General features: G+C 36.8%; 19 protein-coding genes. 6 read left to right on the top strand and 13 right to left on the bottom strand.

Going from position 1 to position 21268, the window contains the following annotated elements:
- Positions 1–240: 240 nt before the first annotated feature.
- The 5 genes from BLR36_RS17015 to BLR36_RS16995 all read right to left on the bottom strand — a co-directional run bounded on the left by BLR36_RS17015 (position 241) and on the right by BLR36_RS16995 (position 5402).
- Positions 241–1374: a bifunctional cystathionine gamma-lyase/homocysteine desulfhydrase gene (locus BLR36_RS17015; protein ID WP_093062931.1), complete on the bottom strand. Its 1134-nt coding sequence runs from the start codon at positions 1372–1374 to the stop codon at positions 241–243.
- Positions 1375–1376: 2 nt separating this feature from the next.
- Complete coding sequence (locus BLR36_RS17010; RefSeq protein WP_093062930.1) at positions 1377–2306, bottom strand: PLP-dependent cysteine synthase family protein; 930 nt, start codon at positions 2304–2306, stop codon at positions 1377–1379.
- Entirely contained in the window at positions 2306–2776 is a 471-nt protein-coding gene (locus BLR36_RS17005; RefSeq protein WP_093062929.1) for an S-ribosylhomocysteine lyase, read from the bottom strand. The genes BLR36_RS17010 and BLR36_RS17005 overlap by 1 nt, the downstream gene beginning before the upstream one ends.
- Before the next feature lie 12 nt (positions 2777–2788).
- On the bottom strand, positions 2789–3427 hold the full coding sequence (locus BLR36_RS17000; RefSeq protein WP_093062928.1) for a class I SAM-dependent methyltransferase: 639 nt from the start codon (positions 3425–3427) through the stop codon (positions 2789–2791).
- A 130-nt stretch (positions 3428–3557) separates the two neighbouring features.
- Entirely contained in the window at positions 3558–5402 is a 1845-nt protein-coding gene (locus tag BLR36_RS16995; protein WP_093062927.1) for an SLC13 family permease, read from the bottom strand.
- 386 nt (positions 5403–5788) lie between these two features.
- On the opposite strand from BLR36_RS16995, the gene BLR36_RS16990 reads away from it, so the two are divergent.
- Both BLR36_RS16990 and BLR36_RS16985 read left to right on the top strand, forming a co-directional pair.
- A complete protein-coding gene (locus tag BLR36_RS16990; RefSeq protein ID WP_093062926.1) occupies positions 5789–6790 on the top strand; it encodes a S66 family peptidase in 1002 nt (333 codons plus the stop codon).
- A complete protein-coding gene (locus tag BLR36_RS16985; protein ID WP_093062925.1) occupies positions 6787–7317 on the top strand; it encodes an HAD-IIIA family hydrolase in 531 nt (176 codons plus the stop codon). The genes BLR36_RS16990 and BLR36_RS16985 overlap by 4 nt, the downstream gene beginning before the upstream one ends.
- Before the next feature lie 193 nt (positions 7318–7510).
- Here the strand turns inward: BLR36_RS16985 and BLR36_RS16980 are convergent, their stop codons facing one another.
- Entirely contained in the window at positions 7511–8065 is a 555-nt protein-coding gene (locus tag BLR36_RS16980) for a GNAT family N-acetyltransferase (RefSeq protein ID WP_093062924.1), read from the bottom strand.
- Positions 8066–8201: 136 nt separating this feature from the next.
- On the opposite strand from BLR36_RS16980, the gene BLR36_RS16975 reads away from it, so the two are divergent.
- Positions 8202–9560: an amino acid permease gene (locus BLR36_RS16975; protein WP_093062923.1), complete on the top strand. Its 1359-nt coding sequence runs from the start codon at positions 8202–8204 to the stop codon at positions 9558–9560.
- 61 nt (positions 9561–9621) lie between these two features.
- Here the strand turns inward: BLR36_RS16975 and BLR36_RS16970 are convergent, their stop codons facing one another.
- Both BLR36_RS16970 and BLR36_RS16965 read right to left on the bottom strand, forming a co-directional pair.
- Positions 9622–11598, bottom strand: coding sequence for a S9 family peptidase (locus BLR36_RS16970; RefSeq protein ID WP_093062922.1), 1977 nt, complete (start codon positions 11596–11598; stop codon positions 9622–9624).
- 300 nt (positions 11599–11898) lie between these two features.
- Entirely contained in the window at positions 11899–12474 is a 576-nt protein-coding gene (locus tag BLR36_RS16965; protein ID WP_093062921.1) for a dihydrofolate reductase family protein, read from the bottom strand.
- A 269-nt stretch (positions 12475–12743) separates the two neighbouring features.
- On the opposite strand from BLR36_RS16965, the gene BLR36_RS16960 reads away from it, so the two are divergent.
- The 3 genes from BLR36_RS16960 to BLR36_RS16950 all read left to right on the top strand — a co-directional run bounded on the left by BLR36_RS16960 (position 12744) and on the right by BLR36_RS16950 (position 14278).
- On the top strand, positions 12744–13163 hold the full coding sequence (locus tag BLR36_RS16960; protein WP_093062920.1) for a hypothetical protein: 420 nt from the start codon (positions 12744–12746) through the stop codon (positions 13161–13163).
- A gap of 259 nt (positions 13164–13422) precedes the next feature.
- A complete protein-coding gene (locus tag BLR36_RS16955) occupies positions 13423–13728 on the top strand; it encodes a hypothetical protein (RefSeq protein WP_093062919.1) in 306 nt (101 codons plus the stop codon).
- A gap of 55 nt (positions 13729–13783) precedes the next feature.
- Positions 13784–14278 (top strand): NUDIX hydrolase, encoded by a 495-nt coding sequence (locus BLR36_RS16950; RefSeq protein ID WP_093062918.1) that lies wholly within the window; start codon positions 13784–13786, stop codon positions 14276–14278.
- Between the two features lie 595 nt (positions 14279–14873).
- Here BLR36_RS16950 and BLR36_RS16945 read toward each other — a convergent pair.
- From BLR36_RS16945 to BLR36_RS16925, 5 genes are all read right to left on the bottom strand, one after another.
- Entirely contained in the window at positions 14874–15491 is a 618-nt protein-coding gene (locus tag BLR36_RS16945) for a polysaccharide deacetylase family protein (protein WP_371326745.1), read from the bottom strand.
- Between the two features lie 388 nt (positions 15492–15879).
- Complete coding sequence (locus BLR36_RS16940) at positions 15880–17427, bottom strand: fatty acid--CoA ligase family protein (protein WP_093062934.1); 1548 nt, start codon at positions 17425–17427, stop codon at positions 15880–15882.
- A gap of 158 nt (positions 17428–17585) precedes the next feature.
- Positions 17586–19517, bottom strand: a complete 1932-nt coding sequence (locus BLR36_RS16935) for an FtsX-like permease family protein (RefSeq protein ID WP_093062917.1) — start codon at positions 19515–19517, stop codon at positions 17586–17588.
- Positions 19489–20262: an ABC transporter ATP-binding protein gene (locus BLR36_RS16930; RefSeq protein WP_093062916.1), complete on the bottom strand. Its 774-nt coding sequence runs from the start codon at positions 20260–20262 to the stop codon at positions 19489–19491. Before BLR36_RS16930 ends, BLR36_RS16935 begins: the two co-directional genes overlap by 29 nt.
- A complete protein-coding gene (locus BLR36_RS16925) occupies positions 20222–21268 on the bottom strand; it encodes a sensor histidine kinase (protein ID WP_093062915.1) in 1047 nt (348 codons plus the stop codon). The genes BLR36_RS16930 and BLR36_RS16925 overlap by 41 nt, the downstream gene beginning before the upstream one ends.

Here is a 21268-nt window from a genome sequence, read left to right as displayed (position 1 = left end):
CTCTTGATAATACAGCCATCCTACACACGCTCCCTTAACTTTCTTTTAGTATGAGGTTCGTGTTTTAACATGTCCACTTTTTATGCTAACTCTAAGAAAGGTCAAAATTCCAACTAAAGTGGCCATTATTCTAACTAAATCTTCCTTATTCCAACCAAGCCGCTAGAAATTCCAACTAAATGCATTTGAGCAACAAAAAAAGCATACCACCTCAGCAAAAGTGGTATACCTATTTCAAAATTATGCTAGTGCTTGTGTTAAATCCTCCAATAAGTCTTCTACATCTTCAATTCCTACTGAGATTCGGACAAGTCCATCTGTAATGCCAAGCTCTGCACGACGCTCGCTTGGAATAGAAGCATGGGTCATACGAGCAGGCACGGAAATTAAACTCTCCACTGCTCCTAGGCTTTCTGCAAGAGTAAAGTATTGAAGCTTAGCCAAAAGCTCATCCGCTTTCTCAGCACTTCCCACATCGAAGGAAATCATTCCTCCAAAGCCTGTTGTCTGTTTTTTCATCAACTCATGTCCAGGGTGAGTAGCCAATCCTGGATAAAAAACATTCGAAACAGCTTTATGACTATTCAAAAACTCTGCAATTCGTTGTGCGTTTGAATTATGCTCTTCCATCCGAATACCTAGTGTTTTAATACCACGCATTAGCAGCCAAGAATCCTGTGGTCCCAGTACTGCTCCTACTGAGTTTTGCACAAAATGTAAATCTGTTGCTAGCTGATCGGAGTTTACAACAACGAGACCCGCTACGACATCACTATGTCCACCCAAGTATTTTGTCGCACTATGTACGACAATATCGGCGCCAAGTGTAATCGGTTGTTGGAAATAGGGAGTCATAAACGTATTATCCACAATAGTTAATAATCCTTTTTCTTTTGCAAACTTTGCGATTGCTTCTATATTGGTAACTTTTAGTAACGGATTCGTCGGTGTTTCTAAGAAAATCGCTTTAGTATTTTCATTGATTGCCGTTTCTACATTTGCAATATCGCCAGTATCCACGAAAGTTGCTTCAATGCCAAAGCGATTCAATACTTTAGAAATAACTCGGAAGGTCCCACCATATACATCATCTGTCAAAATAACATGGTCACCTTTGCTTAAAAGCATCATGACTGAGCTTGTTGCTGCCATTCCTGATGCAAAAGCAAAACCTGCAACTCCACCTTCTAGCTCGCTGATCAATACTTCTAGAGCATGACGAGTCGGGTTTCCAGTACGTGAATATTCATAGCCCTTGAATTTTCCTACTGCCTCTTGTTTATACGTACTTACTTGATAAATCGGTGTGGATACTGCTCCAGTTGCCTCGTCGCCGACAATCCCAGCATGTATTAATTTCGTTTTAGCGCGCATTTTTATTCCTCCTTGAATAGTCCATAGACATTCTGACTTAAATAACGTTCGCTCGAATCTGGAAAAATCGTCACAATATGACTACCCTCTTTTGCTACCTCTGCTTCTTTTAATGCAGCATGAAAAGCAGCTCCCGACGAGCTTCCCACTAGCAAGCCTTCGTTTTTTGAAAGTGCTCTTAATTGTTTAAAGGCATCCTCATCGCTTACTGTATGGATCGCATTAAAATAGGAAGTATCCATAAAGTCCGGTAAAAACTCCATACCGATACCTTCTGTCGTATGGGAACCTGCTTCTCCGCCATTTAATATGGATCCAACGGGCTCGACGATAACCGTTTTAATCGATGCATTTTGCTTTTTCAAATATGTTGAAGTACCCATAAATGTGCCGCCTGATCCGGCACCAGCTATAAAAACATCAATTTCACCATCTAAATCTCGCCATAATTCAGGGCCTAATGTCTTCGAATACGTAGCAGGATTTGCAGGATTTGAAAATTGTGACGGAGAAAAAGCATCTGGCGTTTCAGCCACTAGCTCTGCAGCTTTTTTTATCGCTCCCTGCATGCCTAGTGCTGTTTCTGTATTGACGATTTCAGCACCTAATGCACACATTAATGTTTGCTTCTCTACACTAAATTTCTGAGGGACAACAAAAATAACTTTATACCCTTTTCCAATAGCAGCCAAAGCAATTCCAATCCCTGTGTTGCCAGCTGTCGGTTCAATAATGGTACCACCAGGAACAAGCTTCCCAGACTTCTCTGCATCCTCAATCAAAGACAAGCCTAGTCGATCCTTCACACTACCACCGGGATTGAGATATTCTAGCTTTGCAAATATACGACACTTATTCGGTATTGGGATATGCGTAATTTCTACTACTGGTGTATTGCCTATTAAATCTTGCACGTTACTAAATATGTTCATTATGCTTCCTCTTTATAAATTTGACGCCATTCATCTTTTTTAGCTAGCATTTCAGCTGCTATTTCTTTTGCACCTTCTAAACTATGACTAGCAGCCCAACCACATTGAACTTCATTGCATGCTGGAACCTCTGTTGCTTGTAAAACATCCTGTAATGTTTTTTCTAGAATATCCAGAATTTCTTCAAAGTTATCATGATTGATAACAGACAAATAGAATCCAGTTTGGCAGCCCATTGGACTAAGATCTACTACCTGATCAGTATGGTTGCGAATATTTTCTGCCATTAAATGCTCTAATGAATGAAGACCTGGCATTTCCATATGCTCTTTGTTTGGTTGTTTAAAACGAATATCATATTTTAGAATTTCATCGCCATTTTTCCCAACTTTCGTTCCTGCTAGGCGTACAAATGGTGCTGCTACTTTTGTGTGGTCTAAGTTAAAGCTTTCTACATTCATTTTTTTCATCATTATCGCTCCTTATTTTTTCGTTGCGTCCATTAACCAAACATAGTCATTCATTTTTACGAATACTACTTGAAATCCTGCTTCTGTAAATAATTCTTTAAGTACAGGTATAGTTGTATAGTATTCTCTTTCTAGATCTTCTACTACATTTAAAAAGCCACGGTTTCTTTCCTTCAAAATCTGTGCTTGTTTGGCTTCTTCGGTAAGAAAAACAGTATCTGCAAAAACAACCTTTCCATTCTTCGGAAGTAAGCTCGCATATTGTTTTAGTGCTATTCTCTTTTCTTCATCTGTTAAATGATGGAATACATATGTGCTTACAATGGCATCTATATTCTCAGTGTCTACACTAAATTCAAGTAAATCCCCATCCACTGCTTTAATAGTAGGAAAACGTTTAGCAGTTACTTCAAGCATCTTCTTATTAGGTTCGATACCAATAACAGAAAAACCTGCTTCTACTAGCTTTGCTGTTAAATTTCCAGTACCCGTTCCAAATTCAATAATTGTACCAGTAACACGTTTAGCTACCTCATTTAATATAGTTTCATAACCTTCAAATACATCTCGATACTCCGGATCTTTTCCAGAAACGGACGCATCGTAAGAGTCTGCCCATTCATCAAAAATATTGACAAATTCTCTCCCCATTTTAGAACCCCTTTATGAATCATATTATTCCAACCTGCATACTTTGTTTTAGGCTTAATAAATTAGTTATATCATATTCCAAGAAATTGTCAAATAAAAAAAGCCTCTCTAATAAGAGAAACTTTTTTCATTACAATGGGAAAAAAATAGGAATTGCAATCATCATGATGATGAACATAATTATTTGCAGAGGAATCCCCGCTTTTACAAAATCAAAGAATTTATACCCCCCTGCGGTCATCACTAACGCATTTGTAGGAGAAGCTACAGGAGTTGCAAAAGCCATACTCGAGGAAACCGCAATAGCTATTAAAAACGTATACGGATTTGCATCTAAGCTAATGGCTGCAGTCATCGCTATTGGTGCAAATAACACAGCGGTCGCCGTATTACTTATAAATTGACCAAATACCATCGTAATAAAATAAATACCGGCTAATACTCCCATTGCACCGAACCCACCAAGGAGATTAACAATCCCCTCGGATAAAATGATCATGCCGCCAGTTTTTTCTAGGGCTGTTGCCATAGGAAGCATGGCCGCGATCAAAATAATACTTTCCCAGTTCATCTTGCCATAGGCGTCATCCATATTTCGAAGACAGCCTGTCATAACCATTAAAGTTGCTGCTAGGAGAACAGAAATAACTGCTGGGAAAACTTCAAAAATCATTAAACCGATCATTAGTAACATGATTGCTCCAGCAATTGGTGCTTTCCCACTTGCAGCGGCCATGCTAGCATGCTCCTTAGGTTGACCGATAATCACTACATCTTTTACCGCTCTCGACAGTAGCTCAATCTCTTCCCAAGCACCTTGAACGAGTAATGCATCCCCAAATCGCAAACGCACATTAGCCATTTCGGTTAATACATATTCCCCTTTGCGATTGATCCCAAGTATATTTAAATTATATTTTTCTCGGAAACCAATGCTACCAACCGTTTCATTAATTAAATTAGAATGTGGTGTTAAAAGTACTTCTGCAATACCTAACTGTTTTGAAACTAGCTCCTCAGCGTTCGATTCTTCATCCTCTATCTCCAACTGAAAATCCTGTACAAACTGCAGCGTACTTTCAGGTGGACCTTGAATATATAAAATATCCTTCGCTTCAATCACACTCGTTGGGCCAGCCATTTCCTGATAACGGATAGGTAGAATATTCATCCCTTCCGTTGATTTACGATCAATTTTTAAAATGGCTAAATGATATTTTGCTGGGAGCTTTAATTCTGAAAGCTGTTTTCCAATAATTAAAGAATCTTCCACCACTCGAACTCGGTGCAAATTACCACCTAACTCATAATCTGCTGCCAATTGCTTTGGAGATAGCTTATGTCCTTCTCCTGCATTGTTTTTTCTTTTATCATTCGGCAACACATATTTACGAGCAAATAGAAAATATAAAATACCAGTAGTTATCCCGATGATTCCTAGTGGAGTAATTTCAAAAAATCCAAGCTTTTTAAATCCATTATCGACAAGCACTTGGCTGACGATTAAGTTCGCAGGTGTCGCAATTAGTGTCATCAGACCTGATAGGCTACTAATATAAGACAGTGGTATCAAGTATTTAGACGGACTACTATTAATACTGATCGCAATACTAATTACAATCGGCAGCATCAGTGCTACCACTCCCGTGTTACTCATGAACGAGCCAACACTACCTGTAATGATGAGTAATAAGACAAATAGCTTTATCTCACTTTTTCCAGACCATTTTAATAGTAAGTTCCCCGCAGACTGTGCAAGTCCTGTCCGAACAATCCCTGCTCCCACAACAAAAAGTCCAGCAATCATAATGACTACTGAATTAGAAAAACCGGCGAGTGCCTCTGTCGGCTCTAACACACCTGAAATAACGAAGGCCAAAAGTGCAAGAATTGCTACTAGATCCGCGCGCACTCGATTGCTTATAAATAGGATGATACTTATCGCCAAAACAACAAATGTTATCGTTAATTGCATAATAGAGCGAATCCTTTCTTACATAATTCTAATTTCATTATATAAGAAGTATGCCGAAAGTTCCCAACCTAAGACATAGGTGTAAGTCTATTCTTTAGGAAGAGTCACATAATATTCAAAACTGAATTAAATTCAATTTTCACCGCCGTCATTTTCTATTCTCAATCCTCTATGTACTACTCATTTAATGTAGGTAGTTCCATTTATATAATATATGGGTTAAATTAAATATAGAATATTCAAATATATCATTTTTACTATATTAATACTGCTTGGAAAAACATATTTAAAGTAAGTTCTCCTCAAAGTTGCATTTCATTTTTGAAATTGGGATAAGTTGTTTGATAAGCATGAGTTTACAAATTTTTGAAAGGAATGATTTCTTTATGAGAGGTTTAAACAAACTACTAAAAGGAGATAAAATAGGAATTTATTCTCCTTCATCACCTATTACATATTCTTCCCCAGTACGCTTTGAAAGAGCAAAAAAGTTTTTAGAAACAAAGGGATTTGAAATTTTAGAAGGAAATTTAACAGGTAAACACGACTTTTATCGCTCCGGGAATATCCAAGAACGTGCCGAAGAGTTAAACGAGCTTATTCGTAATCCCGAAATCCACTGTATTATGTCTACGATTGGCGGGACAAATTCTAATGCAGTTTTGCCATATATAGATTATGAAGCTTTTAAAAAGAATCCTAAAATCATGATTGGCTACTCTGATGCTACTGCAATTTTGCTAGCAATTTATGCTCAAACTGGAATACCAACGTTTTATGGGCCAGCATTAGTACCGTCATTTGGGGAGTTTGAACCGTACGTAAACTATACATATGATTATTTCAAGGACATATTAATAAAAGAGCAGCATATTCCTTTTACTGTGCCAAAACCCCCTTACTGGACAGACGAACCAATCAACTGGGAAATTAAAACCGAGGACAAGCAACTTAGGCAGAATGATTGGATTTGCGTAAATGAAGGAATTGCTCAAGGCAGATTAATAGGTGGGAATCTAAACGCTATGTACGGTATATGGGGCAGTCCTTATATGCCTATGATAAATGAAGGAGACATTCTGTTAATAGAAGACACGATGAAATCTGCATCTGTAGTGGAGAAAAATTTCAACTTATTAAAGTTGAATGGCGTCTTTGATCGAGTGTCCGGAATAATATTAGGCAAACATGAATTATTTGATGACCAAGGAACCGGTAGAAAACCGGCTGATATTTTAGTGGAAACGATTGGGAATACATCGATTCCAATTCTTGCAGACTTTGATTGCTGCCATACTCACCCGATGCTAACGATGCCAATCGGATGTAGTGTCGAGCTGAATTCCAATAAAAAAGAGATTACTATAATGGAGCGATGGATAGAATGAATAAAGAAATAGAAGCAGTTTTTCTAGATCGTGATGGGACGATAGGTGGGACTGGTCATTTTATGCATCCAGATGACTTTATTCCTTATAGTTTTAGTATGGAAGCAATTAGGTTACTTCAATCTCAGGGGATTAAAGTGTTTGGATTCACAAATCAACACCGAGTGAGTCGAGGAGAGGCAGAGTTAGTGGAATTTCAAAAAGAATTCCTATCCTATGGTCATGATGATGCCTTTATTTGTCCACATAGTCTTCTAGATTCCTGTTTGTGTCGCAAGTCAAACCCAGGTATGTTACTTGATGCAGCCAACAAATACAATCTGAATCTTAATAAATGTGCAGTAATTGGCGATGTTGGTGGTACCGATATGCTAGCTGCTAAAGCTGTTGGAGCGATGAAAATATTAGTATTAACTGGATGGGGAGAATACTCCTTATCACAGTATCGAGAAGAATGGAAAGAAGTAGAACCTGATTATATTGCAGACAATTTACTTGAAGCCGTCAAATGGTTATTAGTGCAATAAAAAAATGATGCAATTAGCGCAACACAATCTTTTATAAAGTCACCTATAACTAGTACGACAAAAAGAAAATGTAAGCACTAGTTGGATAGCGTAGGCACTTTCAAACAGATTTGTGTTTGCATCTACACTTAACTTTTTGGGGATATCAAAGTTGTTTAGTAAAAAATGATGTGTAGGTTGGCTTAATAGCCAATTATAATTTATTGACCTTATCCTTTTCTGATACACGTTCTTCCCATTCTTCTCTTAATAATCCCATTCGGATAGAGTCATAATAGACTCCATTATAAAATCGGCATTTGCGTAGTCTTGCTTCCATTGTCATTCCTAATTTTTGCCCGACTTTAATCATGCGTTCATTTCCCGACCAAGTTGTATAACCAACTCGAACAAGTGGTAGTTCTTGAAATAAATGATCGATCCACATTCGGAGTGCCTCTGTTCCGATTCCACCACTCCAGTAACGGGGCTCATAAATGACAATCCCCATTTCAAGCCATAGGGATTCTTCGTGCTCCCAATAGTAACAAAGAGAACCAACTAATTCGCCATTTACATAAATCCCCCACATATCTTCTTGATGAATCAATTGTTCCTTTTTTTCTAAAAATTGTTCTAAAGATATAGAAATATGAGGATAATAAGGTGCATCCCATTTCTTCCATTCAGGTGCTTCTTCCTTTGCACTTAATTCCCAAAGTCGAGTAAGCTCTTCTTCGAGAATAGGACGAACTGTTACTATTTTCATTATTTAACTCCAATCTATCATGCTTTGTATACATAATTTTACCACATTATCAGTATGATAGACTGTTCCCAATATACACATTATTGTGATAGAGTTTTATATTACAAAGTACTAAATTTAAAAGGAGTGATATTGCTTGGGTGGAAATCAGCAACTACAGCGAGGTTTAGAACAACGACATATCACCTTAATGTCATTAGGAGCAGCTATCGGAGTTGGTCTTTTTTTAGGTTCAGCAACGGCCATAAAGCTTGCAGGACCAGCTATTCTGATTTCCTATATTGTCGGAGGAATGGCCATTTTTATCATCATGCGAGCACTTGGAGAAATGGCGGTACATAATCCAGTTTCAGGTTCTTTTAGCCGCTATGCAAAGGATTACTTAGGTCCTCTTGCTGGATACATAACAGGTTGGAATTATTGGTTTTTATGGGTAGTTACTTGTATGGCAGAGATTACTGCTGTAGGAGTATACATGAAAATGTGGTATCCAGATACAGCCCCTTGGATATGGGCATTAGCCGCATTAGTTATTATGACACTCATTAACCTTATAGCTGTAAAAGCTTATGGGGAATTTGAGTTTTGGTTTGCGCTTATTAAAATAATTGCCATATTAGCTATGATTTTTGTAGGGCTAGGAGTTATTCTTTTTGGTCTCGGTAATGATGGAATTGCAGTCGGTATAAGCAATTTATGGACGAACGGCGGCTTTGCACCAAATGGAGTTACTGGCGTATTTATGTCCTTACAGATGGTCATGTTTGCTTATTTGGGTGTAGAGATGATTGGGGTAACTGCAGGTGAAGCTAAAAACCCTAAAACGGTCATTCCACGAGCGATTGATACGGTATTTTGGCGCATTTTACTTTTCTATGTTGGTGCACTATTTGTTATAATGTCCATTTATCCATGGAATGAGATAGGAGCTAATGGTAGCCCATTTGTTTTAATGTTCGAGAAAATTGGTATTGGTCCAGCTGCTGGTATTATAAACTTTGTTGTCCTAACGGCTGCATTGTCTAGTTGTAATAGCGGTATATTCAGCACGGGACGTATGTTATTTAATTTGGCTCAGCAAAAACAGGCTCCTAATTCATTCGCTAAAATTGGCAGTACAGGGGTGCCTTCCAAAGCAATTATCTTCTCTGCCATATTATTATTAGTTGGGGTTGTATTAAATTATTTAGTTCCTGAAAAAGTATTCATTTGGGTAACGAGTATTTCGACATTCGGAGCCGTTTGGACATGGGGAATTATATTATTATCCCAATTAAAGTTCCGTAAAACACTAACAAAAGGCGAAGTATCAAGGCTTTCCTACAAGGCTTTGTTCTATCCGATAGGTTCCTATTTAGCACTAGCTTTTTTAGTTTTGGTACTTGGCCTCATGGCTTATTTCCCTGATACACGCATTGCACTAATAGTAGGTCCTATTTGGATAATCGGACTAGTATTTGTATATTACAAGAATGGATTTCATAAAAGAAGATAATGTATGTTGGTTTCTACCGATTAAAGAAACCCCCTTCAAAGTGAAGGGGGTTTCTCTATTCTCAAAGATATTTTGCAAACCAGCTCGTGATTTGTTCTAATCGTGTTTGCCTTAAATTTGGCAGTCCTACTCGAGATAAATTATGATCAGACTGCGGGAAGCGGACAAAGCTAGTCTCTTTACCCATAGCTTTTAACGTAATATAAAGCTGTTGCCCTTGTTCAATAGGACAACGATAGTCATTTTCGCTATGCAATATTAATAAAGGTGTCTCCACATTAGCTGCATATTTTAGAGGAGAAGCATCCCATAATTTATCGATATCCGTCATATCTGTGCCAATTTGCCATGGTGTGAAGTAGTACCCAATATCAGAAACTCCATAAAAGCTGATCCAGTTAGAAATGGAGCGTTGCGTAACTGCTGCTTTAAATCGATTCGTATGACCAACAATCCAGTTAGTCATAAACCCGCCGTAGCTCCCCCCCGTAACGCCTAAACGATTCTCATCAATCCAGTCATTCTCTTTCAATACATAATCTACTCCAGCCATAATGTCTTCATAGTCGCCACCACCATAGTCACCGCGAACAGCATCCACAAATTGCTGACTATAGGAATGACTTCCTCGTGGATTTACATACAATACTCCGTATCCCTGCGCTGATAAGAGTTGTAGCTCATGGAAAAAGGTGTTCGCGTACATCGTATGTGGTCCACCATGAATTTCTACAATTAGTGGATATTTTTCGCCTTCATTATAGCCTACTGGTTTCATCAACCAACCATGTACATCCCAATCATTAAGACCTTTATACACGATGGCTTCTGGTTCGACAAGCTCTACTTCATTTAACAACTCTTCGTTAAATTTAGTGAGTGCAATTCTTTCACCAGTCGCCAAATTTAGTTTAAATAATTCCCCGGGAAATATTGGACTACTTATTGTCGCAAGAGCATAGGTGCCATCTCTAGTAATATCGTATCCATATACATGCTCATTTTCTGGAGTTGCGGGGTAAATTTCTCCTTCAAGAGAAGCAACATACAAACGTACGTCCCCCATGGTGGATACTTGGAAATATAAGTGATTTTGATCAGTCCAAACAACATCTGGTGCATTTGCTCCTTGTTGGATATCTGCTCCTGCATAATCTCCTACTGGTGCATCAATCCCTTCAGTAAGTATTTGAAGGTTTCCAGTACTTACTTCATATACATATATCTCTGCATGTGTTGCGTTTTTAAATGTACGAAGCATTCCGCTAAAAGCGATGTATCGATCATCTGCTGAAAAAATTGCGCCTCCAAAATATCCATTTTCTTCAATAATAATCGTTTCTTTTTTCGACTTCACGTCAATTAATAGCAGAGGTTCACGGAATGAAAAATCTTGATTTTCATCTCGATTCACACCGACTACTAGTTTTTTCCCGTCATGTGAAATAGCCTGAAGACTATGATTAAATGTTCCTTCTGTAAATGCTGTAATTTCTCCAGATGAGATTTCGATTGATCCAATTTGACGGTAGGAGTCTTTTGGTAACAATCCTACACCGTCGTTATGGTACTTCATTTTTTCTACAATATAGGCTTCTGGCAGTTTTTTGTCTTCTTTTTCAACCTCATCTGACCAATTTTTACCTTCCTTCAAAGAAGCCGAGAACCAAATCTTTTTACTACAAGGAGACCAGATAAAGCTAGAAACACCTTTTTCAAATTTTGTCAGCTGTTTTGCTTCTCCACCTTTAGCTGACATTATATAAATTTGATTTTTGTCGTCACGATTCGATAAAAAAGCTATTTGTTTTCCATCTACAGACCATTTCGGAGATGACACTTTCTCTTTCGAATGAGTCCATTGTGTTATTTCATTTGTTTCGATATCCACATGATATAAATAAGCATAGTATTTATTATCCTCTTTATGCATCTCCGTTCGAATAAAAACAGCCTCATTTTCGGCCGGTGAAATCACAGGATTTGTTATGGATTGTATGGCAAATAAGTCTGTTGCTTCTAATTTTCTTTTAGTCATTTTAATAGTCCCCTCTTGTTAATTATGCTATCACTATTTATTTCGACATTCGAAATCTTTTTCCTTCTATTTTTAAAGGAAAGATCATGATAATTCAAAACCTTCGTTATCCGTATAGTCGTTATTTATTAACTGGTAGTGTCGCTCTATTTACTACACAAGTCTTCTTCAATATTGGAATGAAGACTGATAACAAAAATAAAACAGCGGCAGCCTTGGACGAGAAAATAAAGTCCTAGACTGCCACTGTTATATTGAACTATCGTACTCGATATCGTAATTTACTTTAGTGAAACAAGGTCATCTAACCGTTTGGTAAACGAGACCTATGGCTCCAGAATTAAAGGTCTTGTTTTCGATAAGTTTAAGATTGATTTTCTCCGTGAGACCTTGGAATAACGGCAACCCGCTTCCGATCAGGATGGGAGAAACCGTAATTTTATACTCATCTATTAAACCAAGCTGCATAAGGTAATGTGCGAGCCTAGGACTGCCGAGGATGACCATATCCTTGCCAGGCTGCCTTTTGAGGTTCTTGATCTCTTCCTCGACATCTTCTTTCACCAGTCTAGAATTGTTCCATTCGACTTTCTCCAGCGTTGTGGAAAAAACGATTTTTGCTGTCTTTTCGATCCACTCGGCATGATTCTTTTCATGCTGCGAAGCTGATGGATTCGATGGCACAGAAGGCCAATAACTGTGCATCATCTGATAAGTCCCACGTCCCCAAATAACAGTATCGGCAGTACTCAGAATTTCTTTCGCGTGTTTCTCCAAATCAGCATCGTAGGAAACCCAGCCAATGTCCATTTCACCGTTTGGTCCTTCTACAAAACCGTCAAGAGATGCGTGCAAAAATAGAACAAGTTTTCTCATTTTCAGTTCTCCTTTGTTCATGAGGGATATTTACATTAATCATTTTAGCATATTTCAGCTTGGGTTATTTCTTATGGATTGCTAATTTAAACTACCCGTTAGCTTAGAGATCGCTACTTATTTCAAACCTTCACAGAAATCCATTGTGAAGAGGGAGAGCAGAGTGAAATTGATTAAAAAAATGGCAGCGTGTCAATACGGTAAAAGATTAAGGAATAGATGAAAACCAAATTTAATAAATTGATAACGGGAAGAAATGAGGTGATCGTATGTTAGAAAAACTTAGAAAAGTAAATATGAAAACGGCTGTATATATGGGGATATGTTTTTACTCTTTTACATTCTTAATACAAGTTCTTATTATTAGTGGGATTATTCCATTTACATGGGTTAATGGTGGAAGGTCAGAATCCTTAGCAACTCAGATACCAATATCTATTATCAATATCATTATTTCTATAATAGGAGGAGTTTTCACGCTAATTGTTGGTGGAAATATGTTATATAAATACAAGAGAGGAATAAACGTGATGTGTTGGATTTTCGTAGTACTATGGTCTTTTGGGTTTATACAACAATTGTTAGGAACACCTTTTGAAAAAATGGTAATGTCGTTAATATTGCTTCTCGGTGTCGTCTCGCACATGCGTATGGCGATTGAAAAGATTAGCAATAAACACTATTATTAAAACATGAATAATAGTTTATATTTTAACAGAACCTTTATTGGCATATATTTACTTTTCTAGTTTAACTAACAGGTGCTTTACTTCAAGAAGGAGTAAAGCCTTTTTTCTTCTTTAATTAAAGAAACAGATTAGTTGAAGAATGTTTTTTAACTGAAGTTTAACATTCACTCTCTTCAAAGTTCATTCACTCCTAAGCTTTTCAATTATTTTTAAATCTGTCATTAGAATAGTCTTTATTAAATTGTAAGGGGTGATATCTATGCATAAGAAGTTAACCTTAAGTATTATTTTTGTAGTTGCATCAATGATCTTGTTTGCTTTCTCACCTTGGATTACAAAAGATATTGCTGAAAAAAGAGCATTAACGGGATTTCAAAACCAACAAAAGGACATTGTTGATGGATGTGGATTTAATTGTGTTGGATGTGGTGTAGTAACATCCGAGAAAGTATTGTTTGGTTATATAGTCCGAATTGAATATGCTTGTGGACTAATATCAGAAGACATTAGGGAAAATCACCAGAAAAAAAATGTATTTGTTTCTTTTTTAGGAACTGCACATTGATTTCCACAAACGCGGCAGGTTAGTTCAATAAAAGCATTTTTAAAGGGGATTTGTTATGTCCATATCAGATTATTATAAACAACTTCGAGTAAAGGTTGGTAAAGACCTAATATTTATGCCGAGCGTTGCTGCGATAATAAGAAATACCAATGATGAAATATTGTTCCAATATCCTGGAAAAGGTGAATATTGGAGTCTGCCTGCTGGAGCAATTGAACCAGGTGAAGCTCCTGCTCAAGCACTTATTCGTGAAGTATGGGAAGAAACTGGATTAACAGTTAAACCTAATAAATTATTAGGAATATTTGGTGGGGAAAGTTTTCGTTTTACATATCCTCATGGAGATCAAGTTGAATATAATGTGTTTGTTTTCGAATGTAATATAATAAGTGGAAAATTAACTGCAATAGATGGCGAATCTGTTGATTTACAATTTATTAAAGCAGAAAACAAGCCGAAACTTGCTTTACCATATCCAGATTTTATATTTAACAAGCAACATTCAAGTAATGTTTATTTCCAGTGGGACAATAATTGGACGAAAAAATAATATACAAACTTATTAACATAATGGTCTGCTTTGCTCCAAGAAGGAGTAAAGCTTTTTTTTCATATTGAACTAAGCAGTTTAGTATAAGAGAGGAAATTCAACAGAATTCCTTATTCAATTAATGGGTGCTTTAGTAAACATAGAGTTGAATACAGCTCTTTTTCTTGTTCACTAATGCACCAATTATTTTAAAAAGTATACGAAGAGATGGCGTACTATGAAAAAGATTGCAATGATTAGTTCGGGAGGCTAAGGTAAGTCTACTTTGGCATGAAAATTAGTGGAAAAGCTGAACATAGATACCTTCTTTTGAAAAGGGGAAAACAACGAAAAGTTCAATACGAATTGGTTAAAAAGTTTATTAAGTATCACAAGAAATAATCTGCCAAACCTTGAAGCCAGAGTTTCTTATTAACTTTAATAGTTGTTCCACTTCTCTCTTTATTCACTGTTCGTTTCGAGATTTTTCTTTTCATCCGCTTGCCTTTTTAACTTTATTAAATCGTTAATAGTTACAAACTGATAGCCCTGTTTTTGAAGTTCTGGTAATATTTTTTCCAAGGCTTTCACGGTCTGTGTTCTATTTCCACCCCCATCATGGAATAGAATAACATCCCCTTCTTTCGTTCCTTTTTAAAACTGTATTCACAATTTTATTCACACCTGGGTTTTTCCAGTCTAGTGTATCTTGGTGCCATGACCACATGACAACTTGAAAACCGTCTTTTACAATTTCTTCGATCATAGCATCCGTATATTGTCCTTCGACTGGTCGAAATAGGGTTGGTGTGAAACCTGTAATGCTGTAAATGGTGTCATTTGTTTGTTTAATTTCTTTCATAATCATCGAAACATTCCTACTGTAAGGGTGTGTATAAGTATGATTAGCCAAATCATGTCCCTCTTCATACATTCGTAATACAACTTCCGGATTTTTCTCTGCTTGTTCACCAACAAGAAAAAAAGTCCCTTTTGCGTTGTATTGTTTGAGTAAATCCAAAACTTCAGTGGTATACTTTTTATGTGGACCATCGTCAAATGTCAAGGCAACTACCTTTTCCTCTGTTTTAATATCCCAAATAATCATTCCTGCTTCTTCATAAAATTTTCGTCCACGGTCTGCCGAAACGCTTTTATTCTGGCTATCATTAACGTAAAAAATGGCCACACCTATGAGGAACAAACCTAGTAATGAAAGTACCACTTTTTTCACAAAAACACTCCCTTCAATATATTTCGATGTAATTTATTATTTGTTAATTTCACGAAATAAATGTACTGTTTTTGTGAAATTAAATTTGCGAATTTTATCCATTAATGTTCAATATTCGACCTTAGTTTTATATTGCAAAATAATATTTTGAATCCTTCTTTACACTAAACGTTTTAAATGTTCCCCTTTCACCTTTTCTATTCTATCTACTTCGTCAGTGTGACCTTTTGCTAATCTTTCATACCTCTTCAAATCTTCAACTGACAATTTTCTTAAGCTAACAGGTGCTTTAGTAAAAAACGACAAAAAATGAGCTTGGAAATGCTCCAAACTCATTTTCTATACAAAATCAAATATTCCCTTTAATATAGCCAAATAAAATTATCTCTTAAACTGTTTGTGGTTTTAAAGAGCGTCTCAGAATTTTACCTGTTGTATTTTTAGGAAGTTCCTCTAAAAATTCAATTTTCTTCGGCACTTTATATTTTGCTAGTTTTTCTGCACAATAGTCATGTAATTGCTGTTCTGTTAGAGTAGAATCTTTTTTCACAACAAAAGCAAGCACTTCTTCTCCAAAGTTTGGATCAGGAACTCCGACAACCGCAGCCTCCACTATACCCGGATGAGTAAATAGCACTTCCTCTACTTCTCGGGGATAGACATTAAAACCACCGACAATTATCATATCTTTTTTACGATCAACGATGTAGAAATAGCCTTCTTCATCCTGTTTTGCAAGATCTCCAGTGTATAACCAGCCATCACGAATCGCACTCTCTGTTTCTTCCGGCATTTTGTAATAGCCCTTCATCACGTTAGGTCCGCGAACGATCAGTTCTCCTACTTCTCCTACTGGAACTTCTTCTCCAAGCTCATTGACTATTTTATTCTCAACATTTACGATATTTGTTCCAATCGAACCTGGCTTACGATCTCTGTCAATTGGGTTAAAGCACGTTACCGGGGATGCCTCAGACAAACCATATCCCTCAGACACACGTAAATTGAACTTTTTTTCAAAGTTATGCAACAGTGCTACAGGCAAGGAAGCTCCACCCGAAATTGCTAAGCGAATGCTTGAAAAGTCCTCTTCGTTTGCATCCTGGAATTGATACAAGAAATTGTACATTGTTGGAACACCTGCAAACACTGTTGCTTGATGCTCTTTCGCGATTTTAAACACTTCTTGCGGGCTAAATCTTGGAATTAATAGTAGAGTTGCACCCATTAATAATGGTGCATTCACCACAACTGTTAAAGCAAATACATGAAATACAGGTAAAGTCGCAATTACACGATCCTCTGTATTAATCTGCAAGTACTCGGCAACATCTCGAGCATTGGAGTAAATATTATTGTAGGTTAACATTGCGCCCTTTGGATGACCAGTTGTCCCCGAAGTATATAAGATTACAGCTACATCATCTGGATCAGTATCCACTGCAGAAGTACCCAATATTGCAGAAGAAATCATTACTGAAAACGGTTTCACTTTTGTCTTCAAGTTTTCTGGGAGAGCAGCTAGTTTTTGAACAGTATCTGCCTGTGTTTCACAAATGATATAGTTTTCAACTGACGTAAAAATACCAGCTGCTTTCTCCACTAAAGGCAATAGTGCATCAAGGGCAATAATTACTTTAGCATCGCTGTTTTTAACAATATAGCTTATTTCATCTGGCGAATAAATTGGATTTATCGGAACTGCCGTAGCACCAATACGCATAGTAGCATATAAAGAAATTAAAAAATGAGGTGAGTTACCCAATAAAAAGCCTATATTATCCCCTTTTTCCACACCAATTGATTTTAGAGCTCCTGCAAATAACTCCACTGACTGTTCGAATTCTGCGTATGTAGTATCTTTCCCCATAAAATGATAGGCAACCTTCTCCGGATGCTCTTTGGCAATATGTTGAACACGTGGAACTAAAGTCATATTCTCGTCTCCCATCTTTATTAAATGAATAACCATTCATTTTCCCCATATTCATTATATAAGAAAAGTTTTGACAATTCAAGAAAAACTAGAATATAGAATACTAGAGGTTAAATTGGTGATATAAAAAAGAAGGCTACTGTCGTAGCCTTCTTCCCTTATTGAATATGTGCAATGTATCTCCAACGGATCAAAAAGAAATAAGAAACTTGAATTATCGTGAATGCTATTAACACGAGTAACATTTCCATCGCAATAGAAACAGCTGCTAAGTCCACCCAAAACGCTTGTAAAAACATAAAGGAAAAAGTACTATGCACCATGGCTAACCCCCATGGCAAGAAAAATTGAGGAATTAGCTGGCGATTGACGATTTTCACTAGCTCTCTATCCGTAACTCCCATTCTCCGAAGTACATCATATTGTTTTTTATCACGCTCCAAGTCCGTATAAAGCTTAAAGTAAACAAAGCTCCCAGCCGCAAGTAACAATACAGCCGCCACAAGTAGCCCTGTAAATAACAATAAGGAAAATGTAGCTCGGATAATCGAGTAATTTAAGCCGGGATTGGCGAAATAGAAGGCGTTCGGATTTACAGTTGAAATACCCATAGATTGTGTCATAATTCTGTCTAAGTTAGTTCCTACATCCTTCGTGCGGAGCCATTCAGAAACGTGAAAAGCATAAAATGTCATGTGAGACTCTCTTAAGCCATGCCCATATAAAGGTTCGGTAACAAGTTCATAATCTTCATCACTAATTATTAATGATCTATTTTTAATAGCGAGTGAAGGAAATATTACTCGTTCATAGACACCTTTAATTTGAATTGGTATACTACTTTCCTCCAACACTGTTTGCTCGTCTTCTGTTCTAATACCATTAAAGTCCTCTTGCGTATTCGGTAGAATCATTGCTTCCCCTTCTTGTAGGTCTATCAAAGGGAATTTCAATGCAACCGCTAAACTATTCACTTCCGATTCTTTTATAAGATTTACTTTGTCTCGTAAATTGGAGGAAGTTTGTTTTTTCACCTTAAATTTAATCAACTCATAGGATAGCCCTTCCATTTGAAGCTCCTGGGATATTTTCATCACATGCTCTTCCTCAAAGGGATTATCCCAATTGCTCGAGTAGAAAACACTAATTGGATTCATTTCTCGATATTGTGCTGTAAAAGAAGTAAACGAGGTTACGACACCAACCGATAGAAATGCGATCGTGGAAACAATGGTTACGATAAAAAACATCCGAGCATTTTCTCTTATCTTTATAGACCCTTCTGCAAAAGCGATCAATCGAAAAGAATGCCAATACAAATTTTTGCGCTTTCTAATTATCCCTAACAAATATAAAACACTATCTGTATAAAATAGATACGTACCTACTATAGCTAATGCAATAATGATAAAACTCATATATACTTTAAGCTGAAAAAGAGAAAAAATTACTAAACTATAGGCAACCAACAGCAGGAATAGCCCTAAAATTGCCCTTCCCTTACTATAAACCTCTTCCTCATTTTGCTTACCAAATCCCTTTAGTAGCTGAATTATATTCTTTTTACGTATGAATACCGAGCTACTAATCGAAATAATGACAAACAATGATAAAAACACAAAAATAGTCAATGTAAAAGGCTTCCATGAAACATACAACGGTAAGCTATCTAACAAAAACATTTCTCGTATGACCATAAAGAAAAACTTAGAAAAAGAAAATCCAAAAAAAATTCCGACCGTTATCGAGATAAACCCTAAAATCATCGTCTCTAAGAAAATCATCCGATTCAGCTGACGTTTGTCCATTCCTAAATTGAGAAGTACTCCAAATTCCTGCGAACGTGCCTGCAAAAAAGCACTCATCGAATAAAACAAGAAAAACAACGTGAATATAATCAAAATGACCTGTGCAATGAACATTCCACCAAATGCGATATTCTGCAAAAATTGATCTTCAATACTTGGGTGAAACATTAGCATTGAATAAACAAAGAACACTAAAACAGAAAAAATACTCGCCAATAAAAATGCAGCATAGACGCGAGCATTTCGAATAACGTTATGATAAGCGAATTGTTGAAAGGTCATTTACATTTCCACCTAGTAAAGATAAGACATTTAATATACGTTGAAAGAACGTTTGTCTTCGGTCATCTTTATAAATTTCATTAAAATACTCGCCGTCTTTTATGAATAGAACTCGATCACAAAAGCTTGCCGCAATTGGATCATGGGTCACCATAATGATGGTCGTATTACTTTTTTGGTTTACCTTGGACAATAGTTCTAATACATCCTTTGCGGCTTTCGAATCCAGATTTCCCGTTGGCTCATCTGCGAGTATAATAGAAGGCTCATGTATTAGAGCTCGTCCAATAGCAGTTCTTTGCGCCTGCCCTCCTGATATTTCGAATGGTCTTTTTTCTAAAATAGAACTTAACCCCAACTGCTCCGCAACTTTATTTACTTTTTGTTTCATAATACTTACGGGCTGATCGTCTAAAGTTAATGGCAATACCATATTTTCTTCAACTGTTAATGCAGGAAGTAAGTTGAAATCTTGAAACACAAAACCAAGCTGTCTTCTTCGGAATAATGATAAATCATTGCTTTTCAATTGCAGAGGATTTAAATCATTAATCGTCAAATCTCCTGAAGTAGGCTGATCTATCGTTGATATTAAATTAAGTAAAGTTGTTTTACCGCTCCCTGAAGGACCCATAACTGCAAGAAACTCGCCTTTTTCTACCTCGAAGCTCAGCTGATTAATCGCTAAATGCGCAACTTTCCCCTCATACACCTTCGTTATTTCTTTCAACTTCAATATCGACATCGAGCTCACCTCGTTCTGTAGATTCATGCTGTTCAAATATAATCGATACAGAGGTTCCTTCTCCAACTGCTGACTCTATTTTCATCTCATGTCCTAATCTATGACAAACCTCTTGGGCCAAATATAATCCCATCCCAGTAGATTCGCCAGTTTTTCTGCCATTTTCTCCAGTGAAAAATGCTTTCGTTACCCGTTTCATATCAGAAGCTGGAATACCTATTCCTTCATCTCTTACCGTCAAAACGACTTGATTATGTTCAAAGGAGGTTTCAAAGTATATTTTTTTGTTTTCCTCAAATGTATATTTGATCGCATTCGTTAAAAATTGTGCTAGTACAAACCGCAGCCATTTCGGATCAGAGGTAATTATACATTCTTCCGCAATCGAAATAACCGGAAATACATGACTCCCTATAAACAAACGCTTATTAGTCGAGACTACCTCCGTAACAAGCAGCTTTATATCAATCTGTTCAATTTGCATATCTTCTTCAAATGTATCTAGCCGTGCATTCATTAGAACTGCATCCAGCCCACGCTTCAATCGATCCATTTCCTCTGAAACACCAGCTGCATCTATTTGATCATTCCCTTGCGTCATCAGCTCTATAACAGATATAGGAGTTTTCATCTGATGCACCCAGCTATTCATAAATTGCAAATGTCGATTTTGCCTAGCATAGAGAAGCTGTACTTCTTTTTGATATAAGCGATAAATATGCTGCAAATATGCCTCGACCTGTTTTATCTCAGGGGACCTAGCCTCCCGTTGTAATACCCCTTCTATTTCAGTAGGTACGGATAGAATCTTTTTATAGAAAGCATATTTTTTTATAAATAAAGTTCCTAAAAAAGTGAGGGTCAATATACTAGTAATAACAATGGAATACACTGCAGTGTCTACATTTCTGAAACCATCTAGCCAATATAATAGCATTACAAATAAGACCAATAAAACCTGAAACACTAAAAATACTAAATGCTCCTTTAAGAATAATCGGATCAT

This window comes from Psychrobacillus sp. OK028 (genome assembly GCF_900103605.1).
Taxonomy (GTDB): Bacteria; Bacillota; Bacilli; order Bacillales_A; family Planococcaceae; genus Psychrobacillus.
This window is presented reverse-complemented; position numbering and strand designations above follow the sequence as displayed.

Excerpts from the sequence above, each read along its gene's own strand:
- BLR36_RS17015 (WP_093062931.1), bottom strand. The coding sequence starts at position 1,374 with ATGCGCGCTAAAACGAAATTAATACATGCTGGGATTGTCGGCGACGAG.
- BLR36_RS17010 (WP_093062930.1), bottom strand. The coding sequence starts at position 2,306 with ATGAACATATTTAGTAACGTGCAAGATTTAATAGGCAATACACCAGTA.
- BLR36_RS17005 (WP_093062929.1), bottom strand. The coding sequence starts at position 2,776 with ATGAAAAAAATGAATGTAGAAAGCTTTAACTTAGACCACACAAAAGTA.
- BLR36_RS17000 (WP_093062928.1), bottom strand. The coding sequence starts at position 3,427 with ATGGGGAGAGAATTTGTCAATATTTTTGATGAATGGGCAGACTCTTAC.
- BLR36_RS16995 (WP_093062927.1), bottom strand. The coding sequence starts at position 5,402 with ATGCAATTAACGATAACATTTGTTGTTTTGGCGATAAGTATCATCCTA.
- BLR36_RS16990 (WP_093062926.1), top strand. The coding sequence starts at position 5,789 with ATGAGAGGTTTAAACAAACTACTAAAAGGAGATAAAATAGGAATTTAT.
- BLR36_RS16985 (WP_093062925.1), top strand. The coding sequence starts at position 6,787 with ATGAATAAAGAAATAGAAGCAGTTTTTCTAGATCGTGATGGGACGATA.
- BLR36_RS16980 (WP_093062924.1), bottom strand. The coding sequence starts at position 8,065 with ATGAAAATAGTAACAGTTCGTCCTATTCTCGAAGAAGAGCTTACTCGA.
- BLR36_RS16970 (WP_093062922.1), bottom strand. The coding sequence starts at position 11,598 with ATGACTAAAAGAAAATTAGAAGCAACAGACTTATTTGCCATACAATCC.
- BLR36_RS16965 (WP_093062921.1), bottom strand. The coding sequence starts at position 12,474 with ATGAGAAAACTTGTTCTATTTTTGCACGCATCTCTTGACGGTTTTGTA.
- BLR36_RS16960 (WP_093062920.1), top strand. The coding sequence starts at position 12,744 with ATGTTAGAAAAACTTAGAAAAGTAAATATGAAAACGGCTGTATATATG.
- BLR36_RS16955 (WP_093062919.1), top strand. The coding sequence starts at position 13,423 with ATGCATAAGAAGTTAACCTTAAGTATTATTTTTGTAGTTGCATCAATG.
- BLR36_RS16950 (WP_093062918.1), top strand. The coding sequence starts at position 13,784 with ATGTCCATATCAGATTATTATAAACAACTTCGAGTAAAGGTTGGTAAA.
- BLR36_RS16940 (WP_093062934.1), bottom strand. The coding sequence starts at position 17,427 with ATGACTTTAGTTCCACGTGTTCAACATATTGCCAAAGAGCATCCGGAG.
- BLR36_RS16935 (WP_093062917.1), bottom strand. The coding sequence starts at position 19,517 with ATGACCTTTCAACAATTCGCTTATCATAACGTTATTCGAAATGCTCGC.
- BLR36_RS16930 (WP_093062916.1), bottom strand. The coding sequence starts at position 20,262 with ATGTCGATATTGAAGTTGAAAGAAATAACGAAGGTGTATGAGGGGAAA.
- BLR36_RS16925 (WP_093062915.1), bottom strand. The coding sequence starts at position 21,268 with ATGATCCGATTATTCTTAAAGGAGCATTTAGTATTTTTAGTGTTTCAG.